At 59.5% G+C, this 24040-nt stretch carries 22 protein-coding genes and 4 tRNA genes; 7 read left to right on the top strand and 19 right to left on the bottom strand.

The window, feature by feature from the left end:
- Positions 1-2: 2 nt before the first annotated feature.
- The 8 genes from ACFWW4_RS13985 to ACFWW4_RS13950 all read right to left on the bottom strand — a co-directional run bounded on the left by ACFWW4_RS13985 (position 3) and on the right by ACFWW4_RS13950 (position 5317).
- Positions 3-1415, bottom strand: a complete 1413-nt coding sequence (locus tag ACFWW4_RS13985) for an RtcB family protein (protein WP_411891427.1) — start codon at positions 1413-1415, stop codon at positions 3-5.
- The gene (locus ACFWW4_RS13980; protein ID WP_411891426.1) at positions 1412-1918 is read right to left on the bottom strand and encodes a hypothetical protein; all 507 of its coding nucleotides are present in this window, start codon (positions 1916-1918) and stop codon (positions 1412-1414) included. The genes ACFWW4_RS13985 and ACFWW4_RS13980 overlap by 4 nt, the downstream gene beginning before the upstream one ends.
- A 245-nt stretch (positions 1919-2163) precedes the next feature.
- A tRNA-Gln gene (locus tag ACFWW4_RS13975) sits at positions 2164-2239 on the bottom strand.
- Positions 2240-2243: 4 nt separating this feature from the next.
- Positions 2244-2318, bottom strand: a tRNA-Asn gene (locus tag ACFWW4_RS13970).
- A 77-nt stretch (positions 2319-2395) separates the two neighbouring features.
- A tRNA-Pro gene (locus ACFWW4_RS13965) sits at positions 2396-2472 on the bottom strand.
- A gap of 142 nt (positions 2473-2614) precedes the next feature.
- Positions 2615-2754, bottom strand: a tRNA-OTHER gene (locus ACFWW4_RS13960).
- A gap of 485 nt (positions 2755-3239) precedes the next feature.
- Positions 3240-3713 (bottom strand): metallophosphoesterase, encoded by a 474-nt coding sequence (locus ACFWW4_RS13955; RefSeq protein ID WP_411891425.1) that lies wholly within the window; start codon positions 3711-3713, stop codon positions 3240-3242.
- A gap of 47 nt (positions 3714-3760) precedes the next feature.
- A complete protein-coding gene (locus ACFWW4_RS13950) occupies positions 3761-5317 on the bottom strand; it encodes an RNA-binding protein (RefSeq protein ID WP_411891424.1) in 1557 nt (518 codons plus the stop codon).
- A gap of 177 nt (positions 5318-5494) precedes the next feature.
- Between ACFWW4_RS13950 and rtcR the strand changes: the two genes are divergently transcribed.
- From rtcR to mnhG, 7 genes are all read left to right on the top strand, one after another.
- A complete protein-coding gene (gene rtcR / locus ACFWW4_RS13945; protein WP_411891423.1) occupies positions 5495-7069 on the top strand; it encodes an RNA repair transcriptional activator RtcR in 1575 nt (524 codons plus the stop codon).
- Between the two features lie 193 nt (positions 7070-7262).
- The gene (locus tag ACFWW4_RS13940; RefSeq protein ID WP_411891422.1) at positions 7263-10115 is read left to right on the top strand and encodes a monovalent cation/H+ antiporter subunit A; all 2853 of its coding nucleotides are present in this window, start codon (positions 7263-7265) and stop codon (positions 10113-10115) included.
- 1 nt (position 10116) lies between these two features.
- Positions 10117-10467 (top strand): Na+/H+ antiporter subunit C, encoded by a 351-nt coding sequence (locus tag ACFWW4_RS13935; RefSeq protein WP_411891421.1) that lies wholly within the window; start codon positions 10117-10119, stop codon positions 10465-10467.
- On the top strand, positions 10464-12005 hold the full coding sequence (locus ACFWW4_RS13930) for a monovalent cation/H+ antiporter subunit D (protein WP_411891420.1): 1542 nt from the start codon (positions 10464-10466) through the stop codon (positions 12003-12005). Before ACFWW4_RS13935 ends, ACFWW4_RS13930 begins: the two co-directional genes overlap by 4 nt.
- 1 nt (position 12006) lies before the next feature.
- Positions 12007-12507 carry a Na+/H+ antiporter subunit E gene (locus ACFWW4_RS13925; RefSeq protein WP_411891419.1) on the top strand — a complete coding sequence of 167 codons (501 nt, stop codon included), beginning with the start codon at positions 12007-12009 and terminating at the stop codon, positions 12505-12507.
- Positions 12504-12791, top strand: coding sequence for a K+/H+ antiporter subunit F (locus ACFWW4_RS13920; RefSeq protein ID WP_411891418.1), 288 nt, complete (start codon positions 12504-12506; stop codon positions 12789-12791). The genes ACFWW4_RS13925 and ACFWW4_RS13920 overlap by 4 nt, the downstream gene beginning before the upstream one ends.
- The gene (gene mnhG, locus ACFWW4_RS13915) at positions 12788-13168 is read left to right on the top strand and encodes a monovalent cation/H(+) antiporter subunit G (RefSeq protein ID WP_411891417.1); all 381 of its coding nucleotides are present in this window, start codon (positions 12788-12790) and stop codon (positions 13166-13168) included. Before ACFWW4_RS13920 ends, mnhG begins: the two co-directional genes overlap by 4 nt.
- 1 nt (position 13169) lies before the next feature.
- On the opposite strand, the gene hypF is transcribed toward mnhG, so the two are convergent.
- From hypF to ACFWW4_RS13860, 11 genes are read right to left on the bottom strand one after another with little or no spacing between them, the layout of a single operon-like run.
- Positions 13170-15428 (bottom strand): carbamoyltransferase HypF, encoded by a 2259-nt coding sequence (hypF, locus tag ACFWW4_RS13910; RefSeq protein WP_411891416.1) that lies wholly within the window; start codon positions 15426-15428, stop codon positions 13170-13172.
- 32 nt (positions 15429-15460) lie between these two features.
- A complete protein-coding gene (hypE, locus tag ACFWW4_RS13905; RefSeq protein ID WP_411891415.1) occupies positions 15461-16471 on the bottom strand; it encodes a hydrogenase expression/formation protein HypE in 1011 nt (336 codons plus the stop codon).
- Positions 16468-17604, bottom strand: a complete 1137-nt coding sequence (hypD, locus tag ACFWW4_RS13900) for a hydrogenase formation protein HypD (RefSeq protein WP_411891414.1) — start codon at positions 17602-17604, stop codon at positions 16468-16470. Before hypD ends, hypE begins: the two co-directional genes overlap by 4 nt.
- Positions 17604-17855 carry a HypC/HybG/HupF family hydrogenase formation chaperone gene (locus ACFWW4_RS13895; protein ID WP_411891413.1) on the bottom strand — a complete coding sequence of 84 codons (252 nt, stop codon included), beginning with the start codon at positions 17853-17855 and terminating at the stop codon, positions 17604-17606. Before ACFWW4_RS13895 ends, hypD begins: the two co-directional genes overlap by 1 nt.
- Positions 17855-18592, bottom strand: coding sequence for a hydrogenase nickel incorporation protein HypB (hypB, locus tag ACFWW4_RS13890; RefSeq protein ID WP_411891412.1), 738 nt, complete (start codon positions 18590-18592; stop codon positions 17855-17857). Before hypB ends, ACFWW4_RS13895 begins: the two co-directional genes overlap by 1 nt.
- Positions 18592-18933: a hydrogenase maturation nickel metallochaperone HypA gene (hypA, locus tag ACFWW4_RS13885; RefSeq protein WP_411891411.1), complete on the bottom strand. Its 342-nt coding sequence runs from the start codon at positions 18931-18933 to the stop codon at positions 18592-18594. Before hypA ends, hypB begins: the two co-directional genes overlap by 1 nt.
- Positions 18926-19375, bottom strand: coding sequence for a hydrogenase maturation protease (locus ACFWW4_RS13880; protein WP_411891410.1), 450 nt, complete (start codon positions 19373-19375; stop codon positions 18926-18928). Before ACFWW4_RS13880 ends, hypA begins: the two co-directional genes overlap by 8 nt.
- A complete protein-coding gene (locus ACFWW4_RS13875) occupies positions 19372-20814 on the bottom strand; it encodes a Ni/Fe hydrogenase subunit alpha (RefSeq protein ID WP_411891409.1) in 1443 nt (480 codons plus the stop codon). The genes ACFWW4_RS13880 and ACFWW4_RS13875 overlap by 4 nt, the downstream gene beginning before the upstream one ends.
- Positions 20815-20825: 11 nt before the next feature.
- Positions 20826-21395 carry an NADP oxidoreductase gene (locus tag ACFWW4_RS13870; RefSeq protein ID WP_411891408.1) on the bottom strand — a complete coding sequence of 190 codons (570 nt, stop codon included), beginning with the start codon at positions 21393-21395 and terminating at the stop codon, positions 20826-20828.
- Positions 21388-22101: a 2Fe-2S iron-sulfur cluster-binding protein gene (locus ACFWW4_RS13865; RefSeq protein WP_393933036.1), complete on the bottom strand. Its 714-nt coding sequence runs from the start codon at positions 22099-22101 to the stop codon at positions 21388-21390. The genes ACFWW4_RS13870 and ACFWW4_RS13865 overlap by 8 nt, the downstream gene beginning before the upstream one ends.
- A complete protein-coding gene (locus tag ACFWW4_RS13860; protein ID WP_411891407.1) occupies positions 22098-23936 on the bottom strand; it encodes an NAD(P)H-dependent oxidoreductase subunit E in 1839 nt (612 codons plus the stop codon). The genes ACFWW4_RS13865 and ACFWW4_RS13860 overlap by 4 nt, the downstream gene beginning before the upstream one ends.
- Between the last annotated feature and the right edge of the window lie 104 nt (positions 23937-24040).

Genomic DNA, 24040 nt, shown 5'->3' with positions numbered 1-24040 from the left:
GCCTATCGCCGCCCTTTCCTTTTCTTCTTGTCCATCCAGAACGGCGGGATATCCCCGGCCATTATGCAGCCATAAGGATCAATGTAATCGTCGATCTCGGCCAGCCCGAACTGGTCGATCTGGCGCACGACCGACGCCGCGTTCTTGTAGGACGACGGCAATTCCGACGCATCCACGGCACCCGCGGGAAAGCGGATATCAAGGCCCGCCGTTTCTGCGGCAAGCGCCTGTTCCGGTGTCACCTCACCCAGCCGCCGCTTGTGTTCAGAGCGCGAAAAGTTGCGCCCCGCCCCATGCGGCGAAAAGCCCAGCGCATGATCCGCATCCTTGCCTTTCACGACCAGCACAGGCTCGGCCATGTTCAGCGGGATCAGCGTCAGACCCGTCGCATCATGGGCATAATCGCCCCAGGCCGGGGTGGCACCCTTGCCGTGGTAGTACAAATCACCCCGCCTGAAGACGAAATTATGTTCGTTCCAGAACCGATCACCCGGCTGGGCCTTGGATCCTTCCACGGTCGCTTGATGGATCGCGTTATGGTTCGCCTTGGTCCATTTGCGGATCAGTTGCAGGGCGGCCCAGTATTCGCGACCATCCTCACTATCCGCCGGGATCCACGCGTTCTGCTTCAGCGTCGCGGGCGACAGGCGCTTGCGGTATTTCTCCGCCACTTCCATCCCCAGCTTGTAAAGCACCGCCCCCGGCCCGCGAGAGCCGTGGTGGGTCACAATCGCCGTCCGCCCGGTCTTGCGCGACCGGCCGACGAACAGGAAATGGTTGCCATCGCCTTGGGTCCCCAGATGCTCGACCGCCATGCGCAACACTTTTGGATTGTTCAAGAAACGGTTTTCCCTGAATTCATCCATCAGATTTTGCGACATAGTGAACCGCTTGCCATTGGGTCGCCCGCCGGGCCCGAAATGCGTGACCTTCTCGGCGGCGTCCAGCACCGCTTTGGGGTCAATCTCGCCCATATCGGTCATCATGACGGAACAACAGATATCCGCCGAATGCATGCCGGGATGGATCGCATTGCGGGCCGCCACGACACCGCCCACCGGGATCGTCCCGACAGGACCGGCAGGGCAGGCATCAGGCATCACTGCGGCAGCCGCGACCGTGGGGGTGCGGATGACAGCCGTCATCGTTTCGCGCACCTGTTCCAGGTTCTTGACCTCGTCAGCATCGTCCGACGCTTCGATATTGAAATGAAACGGCACATCGCCCGCCTTCTGCAAAGGCAGCGTAGGCGGAGGAGGCGGCGGCTTCATCGTATCAAGCTTCGCCCTGATCTGATCCAACTCATACCCAGCAGCGGCCGCAGCCTGCGCAATTTCCAGCGCACGGCCAAATTCCTTGCCGGGTGTATGTCCCCATTCCTTGAGGGTTTCACCTGTGATTTCTACTTGTGTCATTTTACTAACTCTTCCGTATCCAAACGGATCCATTCGGTATTTTTCATATCAGGTTCAAAGCGTTGCGTCTGAAAGCATTCGGAGAACTCAGTTCCAACGACCGCACCGCAGATACATATTCGGGTCGGGCCATCGTCCCCGTTGATCCCGCAGCAGCCGATAAGTTTGTGTCTTGGCTTGGTGTACTTCACCATTTCGGAAACGTCCCCAAGACTGGCAAAGCTACCGGGGACGTCTAATTGAGTTCCTGTTTCCTTCACGAAAACTTTCCGTAACTCCAAGCTCGGCGTTAGAAACCAGCCCGACGCAATGCCAAGACCATCGGCATGGTTCTCGCAGTGTTCAAGGAGCTGCGGATAAGTCACAATCGCTCGAACAGGATTGCTCAGGAAAGCGTGGCATATCCTGCAGGCAAGCACATATCTCGTTGGTTCTCTCATCTCATTCACTCTCAAATCAAACCACGACCGGAACAAGGCGTTTGCAGGATGATTTTCCGCCACCGGATTGCTCCGGGCTGGGGTTGAACCAGCACAGGCCTGATGGCCCAAGCCCGTTTGGGCCTCGCGTCTACCTGTAATCCTGCAGGCATTTCCAACTCGTAGGTCCGGGGGACAAGGGTGCGTGAGATGCGTTTCCGCGACGATTTTGGGTCGATGTAATCCCACGGGCATTCCCCCGGTTGTTTCCTTTCTGTTGCGATGAGGCACGGCCCGGTGATGCCGCAAGGCGCCTCGTTGAATCCTTTTGGCTGGAAGGGCAGGGTTCGAACCTGCGACCTGCGGTACCAAAAACCGTTGCTCTACCAACTGAGCTACCTTCCAATATTGGCTCGGCTGGTAGGGGTCGAACCTACGACATCCTGATTAACAGTCAGGCGCTCTGCCGCTGAGCTACAGCCGAATAGTGGAGGACAAGAATTCAGTGAGACGCTGACATTTTGGCTAGATGTAGTCCCACAGGCATTCCTCCGGTTTGGGTGGTCAGGGATAGAGGATTTGAACCTCCGGCCTCTGCAATCCGAATGCAGCACTCTACCAGACTGAGCTAATCCCTGGCCGTTTTGATCCCGAACGGGGCCGTCATGGGCGGTACATTTTTAGCACCGCTCGATTTGGCCCCGCAAGGGGGTGATCAGAAACCCCGGCGACAAGAAAAGGTGAAACGTTACGCGCTCTCTCCGCTGAGCTACCCTGCAATGGAAGCAGGGGTGGGATTCGAACCCACGACCTCGACATTCGTAATGTAGTTCCAACCAGCATTCGCCAGGGTTTGGTTTCGGGTCCGGCAACAAGGGTACAGTGAAACATTCGCGCTCTACCAACTGAGCTACCCTCTCGGGGCGGGACTCGAACCCGCGACCACGACATTAAGAATGTAGTTCCACCAGCATTTGCCGGATGTTTCGGGGCTGGCGACAAAGGGTAAAGAAACGTTTCGGGGCCCCGCCCCCATGTCCGAAGATATGGTTTTCCGTCTGGGCGTGTCGCAAGAGGGGAGTTGAACCCTCGGGTGATCCCGCTTTGGTGCGATGTAGTTCCTTTGGCATTCGCCAGTGATTTCGGGTCTTGGCAACAAGGGTTTGATGAAACAGCTTACGCGCCCGTGATCTGCAAGCAGAACCGGCATCGCGTCCTGGATGTAGTTCCATCGGCATTTGCCAAGATGTTTGTCTTTCGGTCCCGGCGACAAGAGTGGGTGAAACGTTCACTGAGCTACATCATCTGCATGATGGCGAGAGTTGAACCCGCGACCTCCGGCCCGTGCGGACCGGCGCTCTATCCCTGTAGTTCCACCAGCATTCGCCGGGTCAGTCATTCCTTTCTATTCCAGCAGCCTTGCGACCGCCTCTTCCAATCTCATTGGGGTGAAGCCGGTGGCATCCACCCCCACATTTCCACGCCGTTTCCCCGAAACAAAATCAGGTTTGTGCGTATGGCAATGCAGATGCACCGCCCCTCTGTACCAGCCGTCCCACTCCTCGATCGGATAGTGAAACAGGACCGCGCGGGTCTTGTTGCATTTGACCCGCATGTAATCCGCGCCCCAGCCATTGGGGTCATGATTGCCCTGCAGGCGGACGATCCGACCGTTCAGGCGTTTCAGATATTCCTCACCCGGCCCACCCCGAAAGGCAAAATCACCCAGATGATATACCGTGTCCCGCTGTCCTACGACCGCATTCCAGTTGGCGATCAGTGTCCGGTCCATCTCATCCACATCTGCAAACGGGCGGTTTGCCAACTTGATGATATTGGCATGCCCGAAATGGGTGCAGCCCGTTACAAAATCAGTCATTCCCTTTGTTCCTTCGGTTGGGTCAGGCGCAACCGCCTGACCCGTTTTCAAACCTCCACGGCCTCGATTTGACCAGCCCAGTGGTCCGGACCCATCTCGCCGCTCGCAAAAGCCGCGATCTGGTCAAAGACCGTGTCCGAGAACCCGCCGATGTTCAGCACATCGGCACGCTCTTTCGCCTGGGTCGTCCCGTATGGGGCGATGTCGATGCAGACCAGTTTGGCCTGCGGGTTCCGCTGTTTCAGCTTCTCCCACGCTTGCATCATCACCGTCCCGGCATTGCCGTACTGGTTATGCGCCCAGGACTGGTTGTCCGAGACGATGATCACCAAATCCGGGGCACGCCCCTTCTTCAGCAACCATTGCAGCGGTGCCGCACAGTTGGTCCCGCCGCCCCACTGATCCGCCAAACGCGCCGCGTTTGTCAGGATCGTGTCGCGTGGTTCCAGCCGCGTCTCGCGCACCTTCACCTCGAACGGCAGCACCGTCGCGGACGGGTTACGCCGCAGCACAGCCGCAGACACCAGACCAGCCACATCCACGAACCGGGTCGCTGTTGTGGCCCCCTTGCGGAAACCGGTCACAGCGCCGGACATGGACCCGGACACGTCCGGGGCGACAACCACCTGACCGCGCAGCTTTGGCACGTTTTGCACCGAAAGCTCCATCGCGTCATGCAGCGCCTCCCGGATCTCCTCCGGCATCTCCGCCGACAGGGCCTGGTAGGCCGTCATCAGCTGGTACGGGAACACCCGCGCCTTGGCGATCAGGTCCGGATCACGCAAACGATCCGCGATCATGCGCCGCATCTTCGGCAGGGCCAGAACCCCGTGCCGCAGGAACGTGTTCAGGTTCATACGGGTCATCTGCCAGGATGCGTTTTCAGCGATCCCTGCCCACTGCTTCGTGGACAGCTCAATCTGCGTCAGCATCTGGAACGGCACATCCGGCACGCGGCCACGCCCCGTTTTCTTGAACCGCAGGAAATCCTGCACATTTTCCGGCAGCAGGGCCACGTCACTCGGTTTCCCGATGATCCACGCAAAGAGCGCTTCACGCGCCTTTGACGCAGGCTTCGGGTGGACCATCCTGATCACATCCGCCAGCGACGGGTCGTTACCCACATTGGCCTGCAACAGCGCCCGGTCGGACGCATTGATCAGCCAATTCGCGACCATCCGCTTTGGCGCAGAGCCAAGCGATTTCCGCCCGGTCTGCCCCGACCGCATGACCTGCACAAAGGTGCGCAGCATCTTCCCGTTATCCACAACACGCCCGAAAACGCGCTGAAACAGGATCGGGTCACGGCCCGAAAGCACCGCCAACAGAACCGCAGGCATATCCTTCATATGCCCTTCGGTCCGGGTATATACCGCCGCCTTTGCAAGGAAGGACGGATCAACCTTTTGCGCCAGTTCCAGCGTGCGGGACAGCTCCTGCATCGGGTCCTGGTAGAATGTCTGCCCAAACGTGCCGGTCATCGCCAGCTGCGCCAAGGCATGCGCATCGGAATAGGTGTAGGCCGGTGCCCCCGCCAGGTTCTTGGCAGAAGCCGCCGGAAGCAACCGGCCCTTCAACGATGCAAACACGGATTTGTTTGCCATTTCTCTCTTGTCCTTCTCTCTTTCAGTGAGGCTGTTCTCGCTGATTTGCACCGCCGGACGAAGAAATAACGAAAATGCTGTAACGCACTGTTTTTATTTGAGTATTTTTGGAAGAATGAAATAGTCAGTCAGAAAAGCGATTGAAATGTATCGCATCTTATCTGTATGGATAACATCATGAAGAATAACGTGGTCATCGGCTTTCTCGGCACGAATCTGGATGCGGGCAAACGCCGGCGCTGGCGCCCATCCGTCCAGATCGCCGAACATGCCGATTTTCCGATCGACCGGCTGGAGCTGATCTATTCCGGTCGCTGGCGTGGCCTGGCCGAAAAGATCAAAGGCGAGGTGACGCGTAAGAACCCTCAGACCGAGGTCCTGCTGCAGCGGATCGACATCGCCGATCCCTGGGATTTTGAGGAAATGTATGGCGCGCTCTATGATTTCGCGCGCGATTATGGGTTCGACGACGAACGCGAAGACTATCACGTTCACCTGACCACCGGCACGCATGTCGCCCAGATCTGCTGGTTCCTGCTGACAGAATCCCGGCACATCCCGGCCAAGCTGGTCCAGACCGGGCCACCACGGGGCGACGACATTGGCCCCGGCACCCTGCAGGTCGTCGATCTGGACCTGTCGAAATACAACGCCATCCAGCAACGCTTCGATCTGGTCACCCGCGAATACAACACCCTGCTAAAAGGCGGGATCGAAACGCGCAACGCCGGCTTCAACGCCATGATCGACCGGATGGAGGTTGTGACATCGAACTCCGACGCCCCGCTTTTGCTGATGGGACCCACGGGCACCGGCAAATCCGATCTGGCCGCGCGCCTGTACGAGTTGAAACTGCAACGCCGCCGCATCAAGGGGCGACTGGTGCATGTGAATTGTTCAACGCTCAAGGGCGAACGGGCCATGTCCACCCTGTTCGGACATCGCAGGCAAGCCATCCCCGGTGCAGGGGCCGACCGGCGCGGGCTTTTGCAAGAGGCGGATGGCGGCGTCCTTTTCCTAGATGAAATCGACGAACTTGGCCTTGATGAACAGGCGATGATCCTGCACGCGATCGAGACTGGCAAATACTTCCCGCTTGGATCGGATTACGAGGTCACCAGCCGGTTCCACCTGATCGCCGGAGCCGGGCGCGATCTGGCCGCGCAGGTCGCCAAAGGCCGGTTCCGCGCCGATCTTTTCGCGCGCCTCAACCTCTGGACCTTTGCCTTACCTGCCCTGCGCGACCGGCCAGAGGATATCGCCCCGAACCTCGAATACGAGCTGGCCCGCGTCGAAAAATTGCTCGGCACGCAGGTCAGCTTCAACGCCGACGCCTTCACTCGCTATCAACGGTTCGCAACCGACCCCGGCACGCTCTGGCCGGGCAATTTCCGCGATTTGTCTGCCTCAGTCCAGCGCATGTGTACCCTCGCCCCGCGCGGGCGGATCACGCTGGCCATGGTCGAGGATGAAATCACCACGCTGCAATCGATCTGGACGCAGGCCAGCCGCGACCCGGACATGCAACTGCTGACCGAACATCTGGGCGAGGCCGCACAGAACATCGACGAATTCGACCGCGTGCAGCTGGCCGCCGTGATCCGGGTCTGCCAGCAATCCGCCAGTATCAGCGCGGCGGGTCGCAGGCTCTTTGCCGCCTCGCGGGCCGCCAAATCCAGCCGAAACGATGCCGACCGCCTGCGCAAATACCTTGACCGGTTTGGTTTGGACTGGGCGCAATGCCAGCAATAGGCGGTCCGCTGGATTTTCCGCATACAAAAGCGCACCATACCTGTCGATTTGCAGTTGAAATTTGGCCGGAACACCTAATTTAACATCAAACATCTTTGACCATTTGGAAACAAATTACGTCGCGTCCCCTTGAGGATAGCGCCGATTTAGCACAAACAGGTCAAGGTCGAAGACCCTTAGATATGGAGTGCGCGTGTCTCTCTTTCTTGTCGTCGCTGTACCTTTTCTCGGGGCGCTTCTTCCCGGTTTGATGTATTCAGCAGGCCGTGCAGCCTGCGCGGGCGTGACCTTTACCGTCGCGCTGGTCGCATTTGTGGGCCTTTTGACCAATCTGCCAGCCGTGATCGCGGGCGAGGTTGTGACCGTCGGGGTCGACTGGCTGCCGTCACTCGGCCTGAATGTAACCTTCATGCTCGATGGGCTGGGGTTCTTCTTTGCGTCACTGATCCTTGGCATCGGCCTTCTGATCATCACATATGCCCGCTACTACCTGTCGCGCGACGACAATATGGGCGAATTTTTCACCTACCTCCTGCTCTTCCAGGGCGCGATGGTGGGGATCGTTCTCAGCAACAACATCCTGCTTTTGCTGATCTTCTGGGAACTGACATCGCTGTCATCCTTCCTGCTGATCGGCTACTGGAAACATCTGCCAGAAGGGCGGCAAGGCGCGCGGATGGCGCTCGCCGTGACCGGTATGGGTGGCCTTGCCATGGTCGGTGGCATGCTGATCCTTGGCAATATCGTGGGCAGTTATGACCTGACCGTCATTCTGGAAAACCGCGATCTGATCCAGGCATCACCGCTTTACCTGCCTGCGCTGATCCTGATCCTGCTGGGCTGCTTCACCAAATCCGCCCAATTCCCGTTCCATTTCTGGTTGCCCCACGCCATGGCAGCACCAACACCCGTGTCGGCCTATCTGCACTCGGCCACCATGGTAAAGGCCGGGATTTTCCTGATGGCGCGGATGTGGCCAGTTCTGTCCGGAACCACCGAATGGTTTGTCATCGTCACCACCGCAGGCCTGATCACCATGGTTCTGGGGGCGGTTATCGCGCTCTTCAAACACGACCTCAAGGCGCTGCTCGCCTTCTCAACAGTCAGCCATCTGGGGCTGATCACCATGCTTCTTGGCACCGGCACGGCCTTCGGCGCCATGGCAGCGGTATTCCACATCCTCAACCACGCCACGTTCAAGGCCGCCCTCTTTATGTCCGCCGGGATCATCGATCACGAGGCGCATACACGCGACATCAGGCGTCTGGGCGGCTTGCGGCACCTGATGCCGATTACGTTCATCATCGCAACGCTCGCGGCCCTTTCCATGGCTGGCATTCCGTTCCTCAACGGCTTCCTGTCGAAAGAGATGATGCTGGAAGAGGCGAACCATACGGTCCTGTTCAACTCGCCCATGCTGGTGCCGGTTCTGGCCACCATCGGATCGCTCTTTTCCGCCGCCTACTGTTTCCGTCTGATCTGGCATGTCTTCCTTGGCCCGGTCCGCGATGATTACCCGGCCAAACCGCATGACCCTGGTTTTGGGATGTGGGGGCCGCCATCACTGCTGGTCATTCTGGTGGTTGTCATCGGCTCTGCCCCGTTCCTGGCCGAACCTTTCGTCAAGATGGTTACCGCCTCCGTGCTGGGGTCAGCGGCAGAAGTGCCATCGAACTATCTGAAAATCTGGCACGGTCTGGTGCCTGCGCTTTACATGTCGATCATCGCCGTGGTCGGCGGCCTGATCGTACTGGCCATGCTCAAGCCGCTGCTGAAAGCGTGGGATGCAACGCCGCGGCCCGAGGCGAAAACCATATTCGACGCCATCATCGCCGCCGCGGTCACGCTGGCGCGTGGATTCACCCACACTCTGCATAACGGCGCCTTCACCCGCTATGCGGCAATCTTTGCAGTCACGGTGATCGGTGTCGGCTATCACGCTTGGGCCACCGGCACGGTCGGCCCCGCCACGCGCGAGATGCAGCCAGTAGGCATTGTGCCCATCGCCGGTTGGTTGATGCTGGCTGCGGCCACCATTGGCATGGTGTTCATGCATCGTAACCGCCTGATGTCATTGATCCTGATCGGGATTGTGGGGCTAATGGTATCCATCGGCTTTGTCTTCTTCAGCGCACCGGATCTGGCGATGACCCAAATCACGGTCGAAGTGGTGACAATCATCCTGCTGCTGTTGGCGCTGAACTTTCTGCCCAACCAGACCCCGGTGGAAAGCACTGTTTTCCGGCGCATGCGCGATATCACCGTTGCCGTGGCGGGTGGTCTGGCAACAATGGCAATATCCTTCCACTACTTGCTGCGGGACACGGTCGCGCCAACAATATCCGATTTCCACCTCGCCAATTCCTACAAGGGCGGTGGCGGCACCAACGTGGTGAACGTGATCCTTGTCGATTTCCGGGGCTTTGATACCTACGGCGAAATCATCGTGCTGGGGATTGCGGCGTTGCTGATCTATGCCCTGACCGAAACTCTGTTGTCCGGGCCGGTGCGGGCGCGCCTGTTGAACCGTAAACCCGATCAGCCGCGCGCAGGCGATATGCATCCGATGATGATGGTTGTGCTGACACGGGTGATCATGCCGGTTGTACTGATGGTCGGCTTCTACATCTTCCTGCGCGGCCATAACGAACCGGGCGGTGGTTTCATCGCGGGGCTTGTCGTGTCAATCGGCGTGGTGATGCAATACATGGCCAGCGGGTTCAGCTGGGCATCGGCGCGGCTGCGCTATCCCTATCACGGGATCATCGGGGCGGGCGTGCTGGTCGCAGGCCTCACCGGGATCGGGTCATGGTTCGTCAGCAAACCGTTCCTGACCTCTGACTTCGAATATGTACGCATCCCGCCATTCCAGGAATTCGAACTGGCGACCGCGGCGGCCTTCGACCTTGGCGTGTTCCTTGCCGTTGTCGGCGCAGTGATGCTGTCACTGGAAAGCTTCTCGCGATTGGCGCGGCGCGCCCATGTCGCCGACAGCGATTACCCGATGGATATCGATCCATCCCGCGACGAAAAGGCGGAGGCATAAAATGGAACTCCTCGTTGCTTCCGCCATCGGCATTCTGACGGCTGCAGGTCTCTACCTTGTCATGCGCCTGCGCACCTTCCCGGTGATTATGGGCATATCGCTGCTGACCTACGCGGTGAACGTATTCCTCTTCGCCTCCGGCAGGCTCAAGGTCGGGGCACCACCCATCTTGACGGATGCCACCAACTACACCGATCCGCTGCCGCAGGCGCTGGTCCTGACCGCCATCGTGATTTCCTTCGGGATGACAGCCGTTGTGGTGATGGTCGCTCTGGGGGCCTATCTGGGCTCCAATGACGACCACGTGGATGACCCGGTGACAGACGATACCGCACCCGAGGATGCGACATGAGCCATTGGATCATCCTTCCCGTGATGTTGCCCGCCTTCGTAGCGCCCTTCATCGTGCTGGCCGCCCGATATCAGATCGGCATTCAGCGGGTCCTATCTGTTGCCGGCGTCGTCGGGCTGATCTGCATTGCCGCCGGGCTTGCTTGGCAGGCCTCCGACGGCACTGTCACGCTCTACCAGTTAGGTGACTGGGCCGCACCTTTCGGGATCGTACTGGTCGCCGACCGGCTGTCGACACTGATGGTCCTACTGACCTCGGTTCTGGCGCTCTTCGTGCTGCTCTACGCCATCGGATCGAAATGGGACGAACGCGGGCGGCATTTCCATGCGCTCTACCAGTTCCAACTGATGGGGATCATGGGGGCCTTCCTGACCGGTGACCTTTTCAACCTCTTCGTTTTCTTCGAGGTTTTGCTGATCGCCTCCTACGGCCTGATGATCCACTCCGGCGGTAACGCCCGGCTGCGGGCCGGCGTGCAATACGTGCTCTTCAACCTGCTCGGATCGACACTGTTCCTGTTCGCGCTCGGGTCCATCTACGCCGAAACCGGCACGCTGAACATGGCCGACCTTGCCATGCGGGTGCAATTGATCGACCCGGAGGCCACGGTCGGCATCCGCATCGCCGCGGTGCTTCTGCTGATGGTCTTCGCGATCAAAGCGGCGGTGATCCCGCTACATTTCTGGCTGCCATCCAGTTATGCCGAGGCCCCGGGGCCAGTCGCCGCCCTGTTCGCGATCATGACCAAGGTCGGCGCCTACGCCATCATCCGTGTCTACACCATCGTCTTCCCCCCGGATCTTGAGGCGACAGCAGGGCTGCACGGGCTCTGGCTGCTACCTGTCGCACTGCTATCTCTCGCTATCGGCATGGTCGGGGTCCTCGCCGCCAAGAAACTCGACCGGCTCGTGGCCTTCTCGGTCATCGGGTCGATGGGCATGGTGATGACGGCCACAGCCCTTTTCACGCCCGACGGGATCGCGGCGGCCCTTTACTACATCGTGCATTCCACGCTGGCAGCAAGCGCGCTGTTCCTGATCACCGATCTGGTGCGCAACGGGCGGGCCAACCTGGCGCTGACCACAGCACCGCCCATAGCAGGTGCATCCCTAACAGCGGGGATGTTCTTTGTCGCGGCTATCGCCATGACAGGCCTACCACCGCTATCGGGTTTTCTTGGCAAACTGCTGATCCTTGACGCGACCTTCAATTCGCCGCTTGCTGTCTGGGCATGGGCAATAATCCTGACCGCAAGCCTGATCAGCGTGATCGGCTTCGCCCGGGCAGGCAGCGTGGTATTCTGGAAAGCGCACAGCGTTGAACATCCAGAAGACAGCCCACCGCAAACGGCACCCGCCACCTTGTCATACGTCGCAGTCGGCGGCCTTCTGACCCTTCTGGTGGCGCACACGGTCTTCGCCGGACCCGCCTACAATTACATGACCGCCACATCCGCCCAGCTCTTTGCGCCGGAACCCTATATCAGCACCGTGCTGGACACACCGGGCAAGCTCAGCGAACCAAAGGAAGGGTATTGATATGATCAGATCACTACGCTGGCTTATGCCGCACCCCTTCCTGACACTGCTGCTTGCAGTCGTCTGGACATTGCTCCAAAACAGCGTCTCGGCAGGGATGGTCGTGTTTGGGATCATCCTTGGTATCCTGATCCCCTGGGCAACGGCAGTCTGGTGGCCGGACACACCGCGCAGCTTCCACCTGACCAAGATGATGCGCTATGCCGTGGTAGTCATCTGGGACATCATGGTCGCCAATGTGCAGGTGGCATGGATCGTGCTGACGGTGCCGAATGCAAAACTCAAACCCGCATGGATCGTCGTACCGTTGGAACTCAAACAGCCCGAGGCGATCACGATGCTCGCCGGGACTATCACCCTGACACCCGGCACCGTATCGGCGGACCTGTCCGACGCCGGTCACAGCCTTTTGGTGCATGTCCTGCATACCGATGATCCTGACGCGGTAAGGGACGAGATCAAGGACCGCTATGAACGGCGCCTGAAGGAGATTTTCGCATGAGCTTTGCCGAGGATTTCATGAATATCGCCCTGATCATTGCATTCTGCGCAGTGGCAATTGCGCAAGTCATGTCGATGATCCGGCTGGTGATGGGGCCAACAACCGGCGACCGAATACTGGCGCTGGACACGATGGTGATCAACGCGATCGGGCTGATCGTGCTTTTGGGCATCGCCCAAGGGATACGCATTTATTTCGAGGCATCGCTGATCATCGCCATGCTCGGCTTTGTCTCGACAGTGGCTTATGCACGGTTCGTGCTACGGGGGGACATCATCGAATGATCTGGCAAGTGATCGGTATGTATGCCGTGGGGCTGGCCCTTTTGATCGGGGCAGGCTTTGCACTGGTCGGGGCCATTGGCCTGATGAAATTCAATGACTCCATGACCCGGCTGCACGCGCCGACCAAGGTGGGCACGGTCGGCATCGGGTCGCTCCTGCTCGCCTCGATGATCCATTCCTATGTCTATGCCGAAGGGTCGATGCACGAATTGCTGATCATGGCGTTTCTCTTTGTAACCGCCCCGATTTCAGCAAACTTCATCGCCAAGGTGAACATTCACAAACGGTCCTGCGATACACCACCTTCGCCACCGCGTGACGATACATGGTCAACGCTCAACGTGCCCGAGGCCGACCGCGAAGTCGCCGCCGAATAGCTCAGGCCAGCGCCGCAATCGCGGCCTGACCCAACGATATGCCACCATCGTTTGCCGGGACTTGCCGGTGGGCCAACACGTTGAAACCGTTTGATCGCAGGCGGGCATACACGCCCTCCACCAGCAAACGGTTCTGCATCACGCCACCCGATAAAACGATACGACCCGTCCCCGCCTCGGTGGCGACCTGCGTTACAACATCGGCCAGCGCCACCACCAGACCGCCATGAAAGCGGGCGGCGATCACGCCGTGATCGACCCCTGATCGCAGATCGTCCAGCAATGCCATCCACATGGGCCGCCACGATAAGGTGTTGTCCGCAACACACACCGGATAACCCGTGGCTGGCACTGAACCGGTCACCAAAGCCTCAAGCTCCATCGCCGCCTGTCCTTCATAATGCTGACGACCAAACACGATGCCCAGCGCTGCGGCGACAGCATCAAACAACCGGCCCGCCGAGGACGCAAGCGGCGCGTTTAAGCTTTGAGCGATCATCCGTTCAATCAGATCGACGGGCTTTTCATCCGTAAGATCCGCCAAACCGGTGCCGACAAGATGGATCCGCCAATCAATGCCAAAAGCGGCAACCAGATGCGCGACAAGATTGCGCCACGGTTCCAGAACGGCCCGTTCGCCACCTGGCAGGGCGACGGGCGCAAAATGGGCCTTGCGCTCGAAACCAGCATAATCACCCAACAGGATCTCGCCACCCCAGATGGTTTCGTCCGTCCCAAGACCCGTACCATCCAGGATCACACCAACAGTCTTGGCGTCATCCGGGTCAATCTGATGTTCAGCCAGACAGCCGACCAGATGGGCATGGTGGTGCTGTACCCGGATCAGCGTCGCGCCAGTATCCTCTGCCAACCGCTCACCCCATTTCGTCGACAGGTAATCAGGATGCAGATCAACAGCGACCACCGCTGGGTCAAACTGATAAAGGTCGCGGAACAGCGTGACCTTCTCGCGATAATCGGCATAGGTTTCCGCGTTCTTCAGATCACCGATATGCTGAGAAGGGACCGCCTGACCACCCTTGATCAGACAGAATGTCGATTTCAACTCGGCCCCCATGGCCAGTGTCGGCGGCGCCTCTGCGAAACGCTCGTGCAGCCGGATCGCGGCCGGTGCCATGCCCCGGCCGCGCCGCAAGACGACAGGGGCCGCCAGATCAACCCGCATGATACTGTCATCCAACCTGTTCACGATATCCCGGTCATGCAACAGCCACGCATCAGCGATGCCCGCCAAGTCCACGCGCGCCTGCGCATTATCGGTGACTTGCGGCGTATCGGCGAAATTACCGGATGTCATGACAAGCGGCCCGCCAAATTCAGTCAACAGCAAATGATGCAGCGGCGACTGGGGCAACATGACGCCCATGCAATTCAGCCCCGGCGCAACGCCGATCAATCCCGCATGGTCCCGGCTCCGCAACAAAACAATGGGGGCAATGGAAGAGCTCAGCAAATCCGCCTCCGGCGCAGTCACATCACAAAACCCCCTGATCTGCTCCAGATCCTTTGCCATCAGCGCCAGCGGCTTGGCGACCCGGCGTTTGCGCCGACGCAATTCCGCCACTGCATCCGCACTCGTCGCATCACAGGCCAAATGAAAACCGCCCACGCCCTTGACCGCAATGATCTGGCCTCCCTTCAGACGGCGAACGGCCTCATCAATGGGATCACCCCTTGCGACTTCCCCTCGCACATCCTCGATCCAAAGCCTTGGCCCGCAGATCGGACACGCATTCGGCTGCGCATGAAACCGGCGGTCAGCCGGATCCTCGTACTCCCGGCGGCAGTCATCGCACATGTCAAACGTCCGCATAGACGTGCGCGCACGGTCATACGGTATACCCTCCACGATCGACAGACGCGGACCGCAATGGGTGCAATTGGCAAAGGCATAGCGATAGCGCCTGTCAGCCGGATCGCAGATTTCTCTCAGGCAATCCGGGCATGTTGCAGCGTCCGGCGCAATCTCCGTGTTAATATCTCCATCAACGCTTTGGACAATCTGAAATTGGTCAGGGGGCAACCCTTCAAGCACCGTCCAGACAACCGCCTCAATCCGCGCCAACGGAGGCGGATCACGCTCCAGCTCATGTAAGAACCGATCCAGATCGGCGCTTTTCCCCCAAACCTCAATACGGACACCCGCACCATCATTCAGCACGTGACCGGTCACAGCCGCCTCATGCGCCAGTCGCCAGACAAACGGGCGAAACCCGACACCCTGTACGCGACCTCGCACGGTGATCTGCCGACCAACCACACCCACCTTGGTCAACAGATGCGCGGCAATTGTTCGCCCGCCAGCCAGTCGACAATGCGGGAGCCACCAAACGCAGTCCGCATCTGCACCAGATGCGCGGGGTCCTCCGTCACTTCACCAATGATCGACGCATCGCAGCCAAGAGGATGCGCACGCATCGTGGCCAGCAACGCTTCAGCATCCCCAGCAGGACAAATCGCGATCAGCTTGCCTTCATTGGCCGTGTTCAGCGGATCAAGGCCCAGCAATTCACACGCCGCCGCCACATCGGGGGCGACAGGAACCTGCGCCTCATCCAGCATCATGCCAACCCCCGCCGCTGTCGCAATTTCATTCAGCGTCGCAGCCAGCCCACCACGGGTCGGATCGCGCAGCATGACCATACTCGGAACAGCAGCAACCATCTCCGCCACCAACCCATGCAAGGCAGCCGAATCCGACAATATCTCGGTCTCAAACTCCAGATTTTCCCGTTTCGACAAAACAGCGACCCCATGATCGCCCATCGTGCCTGACACCAGCACCGCCTGACCGGCCCGGACATGGCGCGCGGACAGGTCCAGACCGTCGGGCACAACGCCAAGCCCGGTCGTCGTGATGAACACACCATCACCCTTGCCCCGCTCGACCACCTTGGTGTCACCGCTGATCACCTGCACACCCGCCGCATTTGCAGCACCCGCCATGGACCTGACAATGCGATCCAGATCGTCCAACGGAAACCCTTCCTCCAGAATGAACCCCGCCGTCAGATACAGCGGCTGCGCCCCCATCATCGCCAGATCATTGATCGTGCCGTGAACCGACAGCGCACCGATATCGCCACCGGGAAAGAACAGGGGCGAAATCACATGGCCATCGGTAGACATGACCAGCCGCTGCCCCGGCACACTCACCAGCCCCGCATCATCGCCCCGATCAAGGATCGGATTGGTCAGGTGCCGCTGAAAGACATTGCGGATCAGATCGGCCATGGCCCGGCCACCGCCGCCATGGGTCATGTCGACCATACCGGTCATCATGCGGCGGTTTCCGGTTGGCGCTGGCGGCCATAGCTCCAATAGGCGGCACATGCCCCTTCGGACGACACCATGCAGGCCCCCATCGGGTTGTCCGGTGTGCAGACCGTGCCAAACAGCTTGCAATCCGTGGGTTTCTTGACGCCGCGCAGCACGGCGGGACATTCGCAGGATTTCACCTCGCGCGATTGCTTGTCCGACACGGCAAAGCGTCTTTCGGCATCAAATTCCGCATAAGCCTCCCTGATCCGCAACGCGCTATCCGGCACAGCCCCCAGCCCCCGCCATTCGAAACTGTCGCGCAGCTCCAGCACCTCAGCCACCAAACCTTGCGCCTTTTGGTTGCCATCACGGGTCACCACGCGGGTATACTCATTCTCCACCTCGGCGCGGCCTTCATTCACCTGACGGATCAGCATCAACACCGATTGCATGACATCCAGCGGCTCAAACCCCGCAATCACAACCGGTTTGTGATATCTTTGCGCAGCCGCTTCATAAGGCCGCGAGCCGATCACTGCGCTAACATGGGAGGGCCCCAGAAACCCGTCGATCCGCGCTGGCCCACCCGGTGCAAAATCAGGGGAATCGAGGATATGCCCAATCGCCGCCGGTGTCAGAACATGGTTGCAGAACACCGTAAAGTTGGTCAGCCCCTCCGCCTTTGCCATCTTGATCGCCACCGCCGTCGGCGGTGTCGTCGTCTCGAACCCGATAGCAAAGAACACAACCTGCCGATCCGGATTGTCCCGCGCAATCTTCAGGGCATCCAGCGTGGAATAGACCATACGGATATCGGCCCCATCCGCCTTGGCCCGGATCAGCGACCGCCGCCCGGTGCCGGGCACACGCATCATGTCGCCGTAGGTACACAGGATCACGCCATGCGCCTCTGCCAATTCCACCGCATCATCCAACCGGCGCACCGGAAGCACGCAAACCGGGCAACCGGGGCCATGCACAAAATGCACATTCTCTGGCATCAGATCCTGCACACCATAACGAAAAATCGCATGGGTATGCCCGCCGCAAAACTCCATGAAGTGATAATCGCGCGCCGCATCAGCCTCCTGCGCGATGCCTTTGGCCAGTTTCTCAGCCAGCGCCCGATCCCTGAATTCACTGATATAGCGCATCAGGTCTCCCCTCTGATATCTGCCAGTTCTTCCTGCAGAACACCCGCTTCGGCCATCAACGCGAGCGTATGCGCCGCCTCCTCCTCGCTCAGCAGATGCAGGGCATAGCCCACATGCACCAGCACGTAATCGCCCTCTGCCACCTGCTCCAGCAAGGCGGTCGAAATGCGCTTCTTCACATTCTCAACCGCGACGACAGCCATGTCATCCGGCTCAATGCTCAAAACGCGGGCAGGGATTGCGAGGCACATTATTCCGCCGCCGTGGCAGGGCGCATGGCCGACTGCGCCGCGCGGATCCAGTCGAGCCAATCTTGCATGCCTTCGCCCGTTCGTGCAGAAATCCGGATGAGATCCAGCTTTGGATTGATCCGGCGCGCATTGGCGACAATCCGGTCCATATCCACATCCAGATGCGGCAACAGATCAGCCTTGTTGATCAACGCCAGATCGGCAGCCGCAAACATGTCAGGATATTTCAGCGGTTTGTCCTCGCCTTCGGTTACGGACAGCACAACCACCTTATGCGCCTCGCCCAGATCAAAACCCGCTGGACAGACCAGATTGCCAACATTCTCAATGAACAGGATCGACCCGGACCTGGGCGCCAAATCATCCACCGCATGCCCCACCATATGCGCGTCCAGATGGCAGCCCTTGCCGGTATTGATCTGCACCGCAGGCGCGCCCGTCGCACGGATACGGTCGGCATCGTGCGATGTTTGCTGATCGCCTTCGATCACGGAACAGGCCGCATCACCCAGCATCTCAATCGTCTTCACAAGCAGGGATGTCTTGCCAGACCCCGGGCTGGACACAAGGTTCAGCGCCAGAACATCACCGTCACGAAACCGCTGGCGATTGGCAGCCGCATAGCCATCATTCTTGGCCATGATATCGCGCTCCAGCACGATCTCGCGCGTATCGCCATGGTGGTGCCTGCCGTCGATCTGCACCTGCCCTTCACCACATCCGCATGTACCGCACATCACACGACCTCCAATTTGCTGATCTTCAACGCATCGCCCTGGGTGACCTGCATCTCCACCGCGCCGCAAGCGGGACACGGATCATACCGATGCGCAACCACAGCCACCTGCCCACACGCCAGACACCGCGCCTTCGCCGCTGGCGTCGCAATCTCCAGCGCAGCACCCTCCGCCACCGACCCGCGCATCACCACATCAAATCCAAAGCGCAGCGCGTCCGGTTCAACACAGGACAACGCCCCAACCTCCAGCCAGACCCGATTGACCCGAACAAACCCGCTCTCAGCGGCCTGCGCCTGAATGATATCGCGAATATTCTCGCACAGGGACATTTCATGCATGGGCAAATCCCCCATCAGACCGCACCAGCCAATCGTCAAAAAACGCCAGCGCCAGACGCAGGTTTTCCTCAGCCCTCGCGCTCAAACCTTCCTTCACCTCACCAAACTCATACCCCGTGATCCCCAGCACAAACGCTTCCGGCGTGGCCCCGAACAATGTTCCCGACAAGGCCAGAACAGCCGCCGGGCTCAGGCTGTGACTGGTCACATCATGCCTGTCAGACGGCACAACCGGCGCGAATTCAAACGGCTGCTCCGACCGGATCAGCGCATCGACAAACACAACCCGCTCCGCCTCGGCAATCCACAGCGCGTGATCAACGGTCAGCTGATAATCAGTCGACACCACCACCCCCGGCACATCGCCCATTCGCCCGGCAAAGGCCGGTCCCAGCCCGTCATCCCCCCGCCCCGGGTTACCATATCCAATCAGGCGGATCATGTCGCCCGCGCCCGTTTATCCAGCCTCTGACCCGCGGCATCCAGCAACTCCACCTCAAGCGGCATCTGGCCCAGCGCATGGGTGGCGCAGGACAGGCACGGGTCATAAGCGCGGATCGCCACCTCCACATGGTTCAGCATCCCCTCGGTAATCTCCGGCTGGCCCGAGATATGCTTGACCGCCACATCCTTGACCGCGCGGTTCATGCCCTCATTGTTATGCGTCGTCGACACGATCAGGTTGCAATAGGTCACCTGATCATTCTCATCGACCTTGTAATGGTGGATCAGGTTACCGCGCGGCGCCTCGATCACACCAATCCCCTCCTCGCGCCGATCACCACTCGCCTTCAGGTCGGTCCCCTGCAGATCCGGGTCATGCAGCAATTCGGTAATCTTCTCCACACAATGCAGCACCTCGATCATGCGCGCCCAGTGGTTGGCAAGAACCGCGTGAACCTTCACCGTACCATGCGCCGCCATCAGCTCCTCGCGGGCGGCGTTCGCCAGCGGTGTATCAATCAGGCTGACGGTATTCATACGGGCCAGCGGGCCAACGCGGTACCAACCCGTGTCTGGCCCGATCTCCTTGATGAACGGGAATTTCATGTAGGACCACGACCGCACATCCTCGACCAGCACCTCGTGATACCTGTCATAAGGCAACTGATCAAAAATCGTGCCGCCCTCGGCATCAATCATCCGCAGATTGCCGTGGTATAGGTCCAGCGCTCCGTCGCCTTCCCGGACCAGCGACATGTATTTCGACGGGAAAGACGCAAAACCACCCACCAATTCGGCATGTTCCAGCGTATAATCCCGCGCAAGCGCCAGGGCATCCAGCGACCAGTCCTGCATCTCGGCCACGGTTTTCAGAAATCCATCGCGCGTCTCAATTGGCAGGTTGCGATTGATCCCGCCGGGGATCGCGGCAGTCCCGTGGATCTTCTTGCCCGCCGTTGCCTCGATAATATCCTGCCCGAACTTGCGCATCATGATCGCGCGACGGCCCAGTTCCGGCTTTTCGCGCAGCACCTCAAAGATATTGCGGCGTTCTGCAGGGGCATCGAAACCAAACAGCAGATCAGGTGCTGCCAAATGAAAGAAATGCAGCACATGGCTTTGCATCACCTGCCCGTAGTGCATCAGGCGGCGCATCTTTTCCGCCGTGGGCGGCAGTTGATCAACGCCACAGATCACATCCATCGCCTTGGCGGCGGCCAGATGGTGGCTGACCGGGCAGATGCCACACAAGCGCTGCACGATCACCGGCACCTCCCACAGCAAACGACCATGAATGAAACGCTCAAATCCGCGAAACTCCACGATATGCAACCGGGCTTCATCCACCATCCCATCCTTGTCGAGGTGGATCGTCACCTTGCCATGCCCTTCGACGCGGGTCACAGGCGAGATTTCGATCAGTCGTGGTTCAGCCATCCATTGGCCCCCTAGTCAAAGCGGATATGTGCGCGTTCGAACCCCTGAAACCGGCCACTCAGCAACCCAGCCAGTGCCTCGAAAATCACGTCACCCGTCGGTGCGCAGCCGGGGATCTGGTAGTCGATCTCGACCACTTCGGAACACGGGTAAACCTTGTCCAGCAGCAGCGGCAGGGCCGGATCGTTCGGGATGATCTGGGTCTTGTTCTGGGTGAACGGGCCCTTGATATACGCCTCTTCCAGACATTCGCGCAGGGGTTCGTCCGAATGCATGATCGCATTGCGCATCGCGGGCAGCCCACCCATGATCGCACATTGCCCGATGCCGACAAGGATATCACAATTGCGCCGGAAATCCTGCAACACATGCACATTTTCCTCGTTGCAGCAGCCCCCCTCGATGATCCCGATATCGCAGCGGCGGGTAAACCGTTTGATATCCGTCAGGGGCGAACGGTCAAACTCCACCAGTTTCATCAGTTCGATCAGCCGCTCATCAATGTCCAGCAAGGCCATATGGCAGCCGAAACAGCCCGCAAGCGATGCGGTGGCGATACGGGCTTTGGGCAGATCACTCATCGCGCTTCTTCTCGATGTCATAGCCGATCAGGTGGTCGTCATAATCCCGTTCACCGATGGGTCGGGCAAAGCCTTCGCGTTTGCGGATGATGCAACCCACCGGGCACACCTCGGCGGATATGGCAAAATCCGTCACCTCTGCATCCGTATGCCGCAAATCCGGACCATTCGCTGCGATATGGCGGTGAATACCACGACCGACATAGCCAAAGATGCCTTTGCCATCGACATCCTGCGACGCCCGCACACAACGCCCGCAGGAAATACAGCGGTTGTTATCCAGCGCGATATCAGGGTGCGAGGCATCGACCGGGCGGCAGGGCTCCAGATAGGGGAACTTGGTCGGCTCCGTCATCCCCAGCCGATACGCCATGGCCTGCAACTCGCAATTCCCGCTTGCCTCGCAAATTGGGCACAGATGGTTGCCCTCATTAAACAGCATCCCCACCAGATCGCGGCGTAGCTTGTTGATGTGGGGCGTCTCGTTCTCGACCACCAGATCAGGCGCGGCGGGCTGGGTGCAGGCCGCCACGCTGCGCCCGCCCGCCTTGACCGTGCAGACCCGGCAACCGCCCTGATGGCGCAGCCCCTCATGATCGCAGAGACGCGGGATATAGATACCGGCCTCATCCGCCGCCTCCATGATTGTCTGGCCGGGCTTGGCGGTCACCTCAACACCATCAATCTGAAAGCTAAACCCACTCATTTGGTGAAATCCTTGTCATAGATCGAAGAGCGGCGCTTCGCGAGAACACGCGCGTCACTGATGGCGGACTGAATGTCAAAGGTCGCGCGGATACGGTCCTTGGGCGGCTTGACCATGGCCGAATAAACCAGCGGAAAGTTTTCTAGGGTCGACAGGATCGGATTGGGCGACGTCATGCCCAGCCCACAGCGACTGGTCTCGATAATGGTCGCCGACAGGTCCTTGAGGTAAGCAATGTCAGCAGGGTTGGCGAGGCCCTGACGAAACTTCGCCACCGCCTTTTGCAGAAACACATTGCCCACCCGGCACGGCGTGCAATAGCCGCAGCTTTCATGCACGAAGAACGACATATAGTATTCGACGATCTCCAGAATGTTCCGCTCAGGCGAAAACACCACGATCGCCCCACCGGTCGCCAGATCGTCAAAGGTCAGCTTCCGATCAAACGTATCACGGGCAATCATCGTCCCGCTCGGGCCGCCAACCAGCACCGCGGCCGCATCCTCACCCCCCGCCATCTCCAGCAACGCGCGCACCGACAGGCCATAGGGCAGTTCGTAAATCCCGGGATTGATGCAGTCGCCGGAGACACTGAAAAGCTTGGTGCCGTGGCTGCCCTCCGTCCCCATGTCGAAAAACCACTGCGCACCGCAATCCAGAATACGCGCCGCATGGCAAAAGGTCTCGACATTGTTCACGACGGTCGGAAATCCCAGATACCCGCAGGTCACCGGAAACGGCGGCCGCGTCTTGGGCTCACCCGGCAACCCCTCGCAAGAACTGATCAGCGCACCCTCTTCGCCACAGATATAGGCACCCGCGCCCATCTGCAGGCGGATGTCAAAATCAAACCCCTCAACCCCCATAATGGCCGTGCCCAACAGACCACGCGCACGTCGCTCCGCCAGAACCTCCTCGATCAGCGGGCGCAAATACACATACTCGCCACGCAGATACAAAATACCTTCACGCGCCCCAACCGCCCGCGCGGCAATCGTCATCCCTTCGATCAGCAAATGCGGGCGCTCGGTCAGCAGCACACGGTCCTTGAACGTCCCCGGCTCACCCTCATCAGCGTTACAAATGATGAACTTGCGGTCGGCCTCAGCCTGCGCCGCAAACCGCCATTTCATACCCGTCGTGAAACCGGCACCCCCGCACCCCCGCAAGCCACTCGCCGCGATCTGATCAATGATCGCGGCAGGCGTCTGCGCCAGCGCCTTCATCAACCCGGCATCCTCCGGCACCGGCCCAAGCAGCACCGCACCCGCATGTCTGACGTTATTCTTCACCATCCGCTTAGCGCGCTCATACGGCGACAATGCATCAAACCGATGCGAAATCAGGTCTTCTGGCCGCTTGCCACCCTTCAAGGCAGCCACCATCTCGCGAACCTTCTCAGGTGTCAGACCCGTCAGCACCACATCATTGATCATCGCCGCCGGGGCCTGATCACAAAGGCCGATGCAGGGGGTATATTCCAGCGAAAACGCACCATCCGCCGATGTCTGGCCAACGGCGATGCCCAGCGCGTTCTCAAACGCCTCAACCACCGCAGGCAAACCGGCAAAGCGATCCACGATATCATCACACAAACGGATCGTGACACGCCCCCTCGGCGTCAGCGACAAAAACGCATAAAAACTGGCAACCCCTTCGACAGCAACCTGCGTCAGCCCGGTCTTCGCGGCCACGGTCGCCATCGTCTCACGCGAAATCCAGCGGAACCGATCCTGCACATCGCGCAGGATATCCAGCATCCGGTGCGGATCGCTCTGATAGCGCTCACATATCAGGGCAACCTGATCCTGATCCGCCGTTTTTCCCTGTGCCATATCGTTATCGCATCCCTGCGTTGTTGCATGACACCTACCCAAACGGCGGCAACCCGACATTGATGCAGGTCAATACATTTGCCGCGCACTTGGGCATCATCGGC

The organism is Yoonia sp. SDW83-1 (assembly GCF_046762885.1).
Taxonomy (GTDB): domain Bacteria; phylum Pseudomonadota; class Alphaproteobacteria; order Rhodobacterales; family Rhodobacteraceae; genus Yoonia.
Note: the sequence above shows the minus strand (reverse complement) of the source record. Positions and strands in the feature narration are given on the sequence as shown.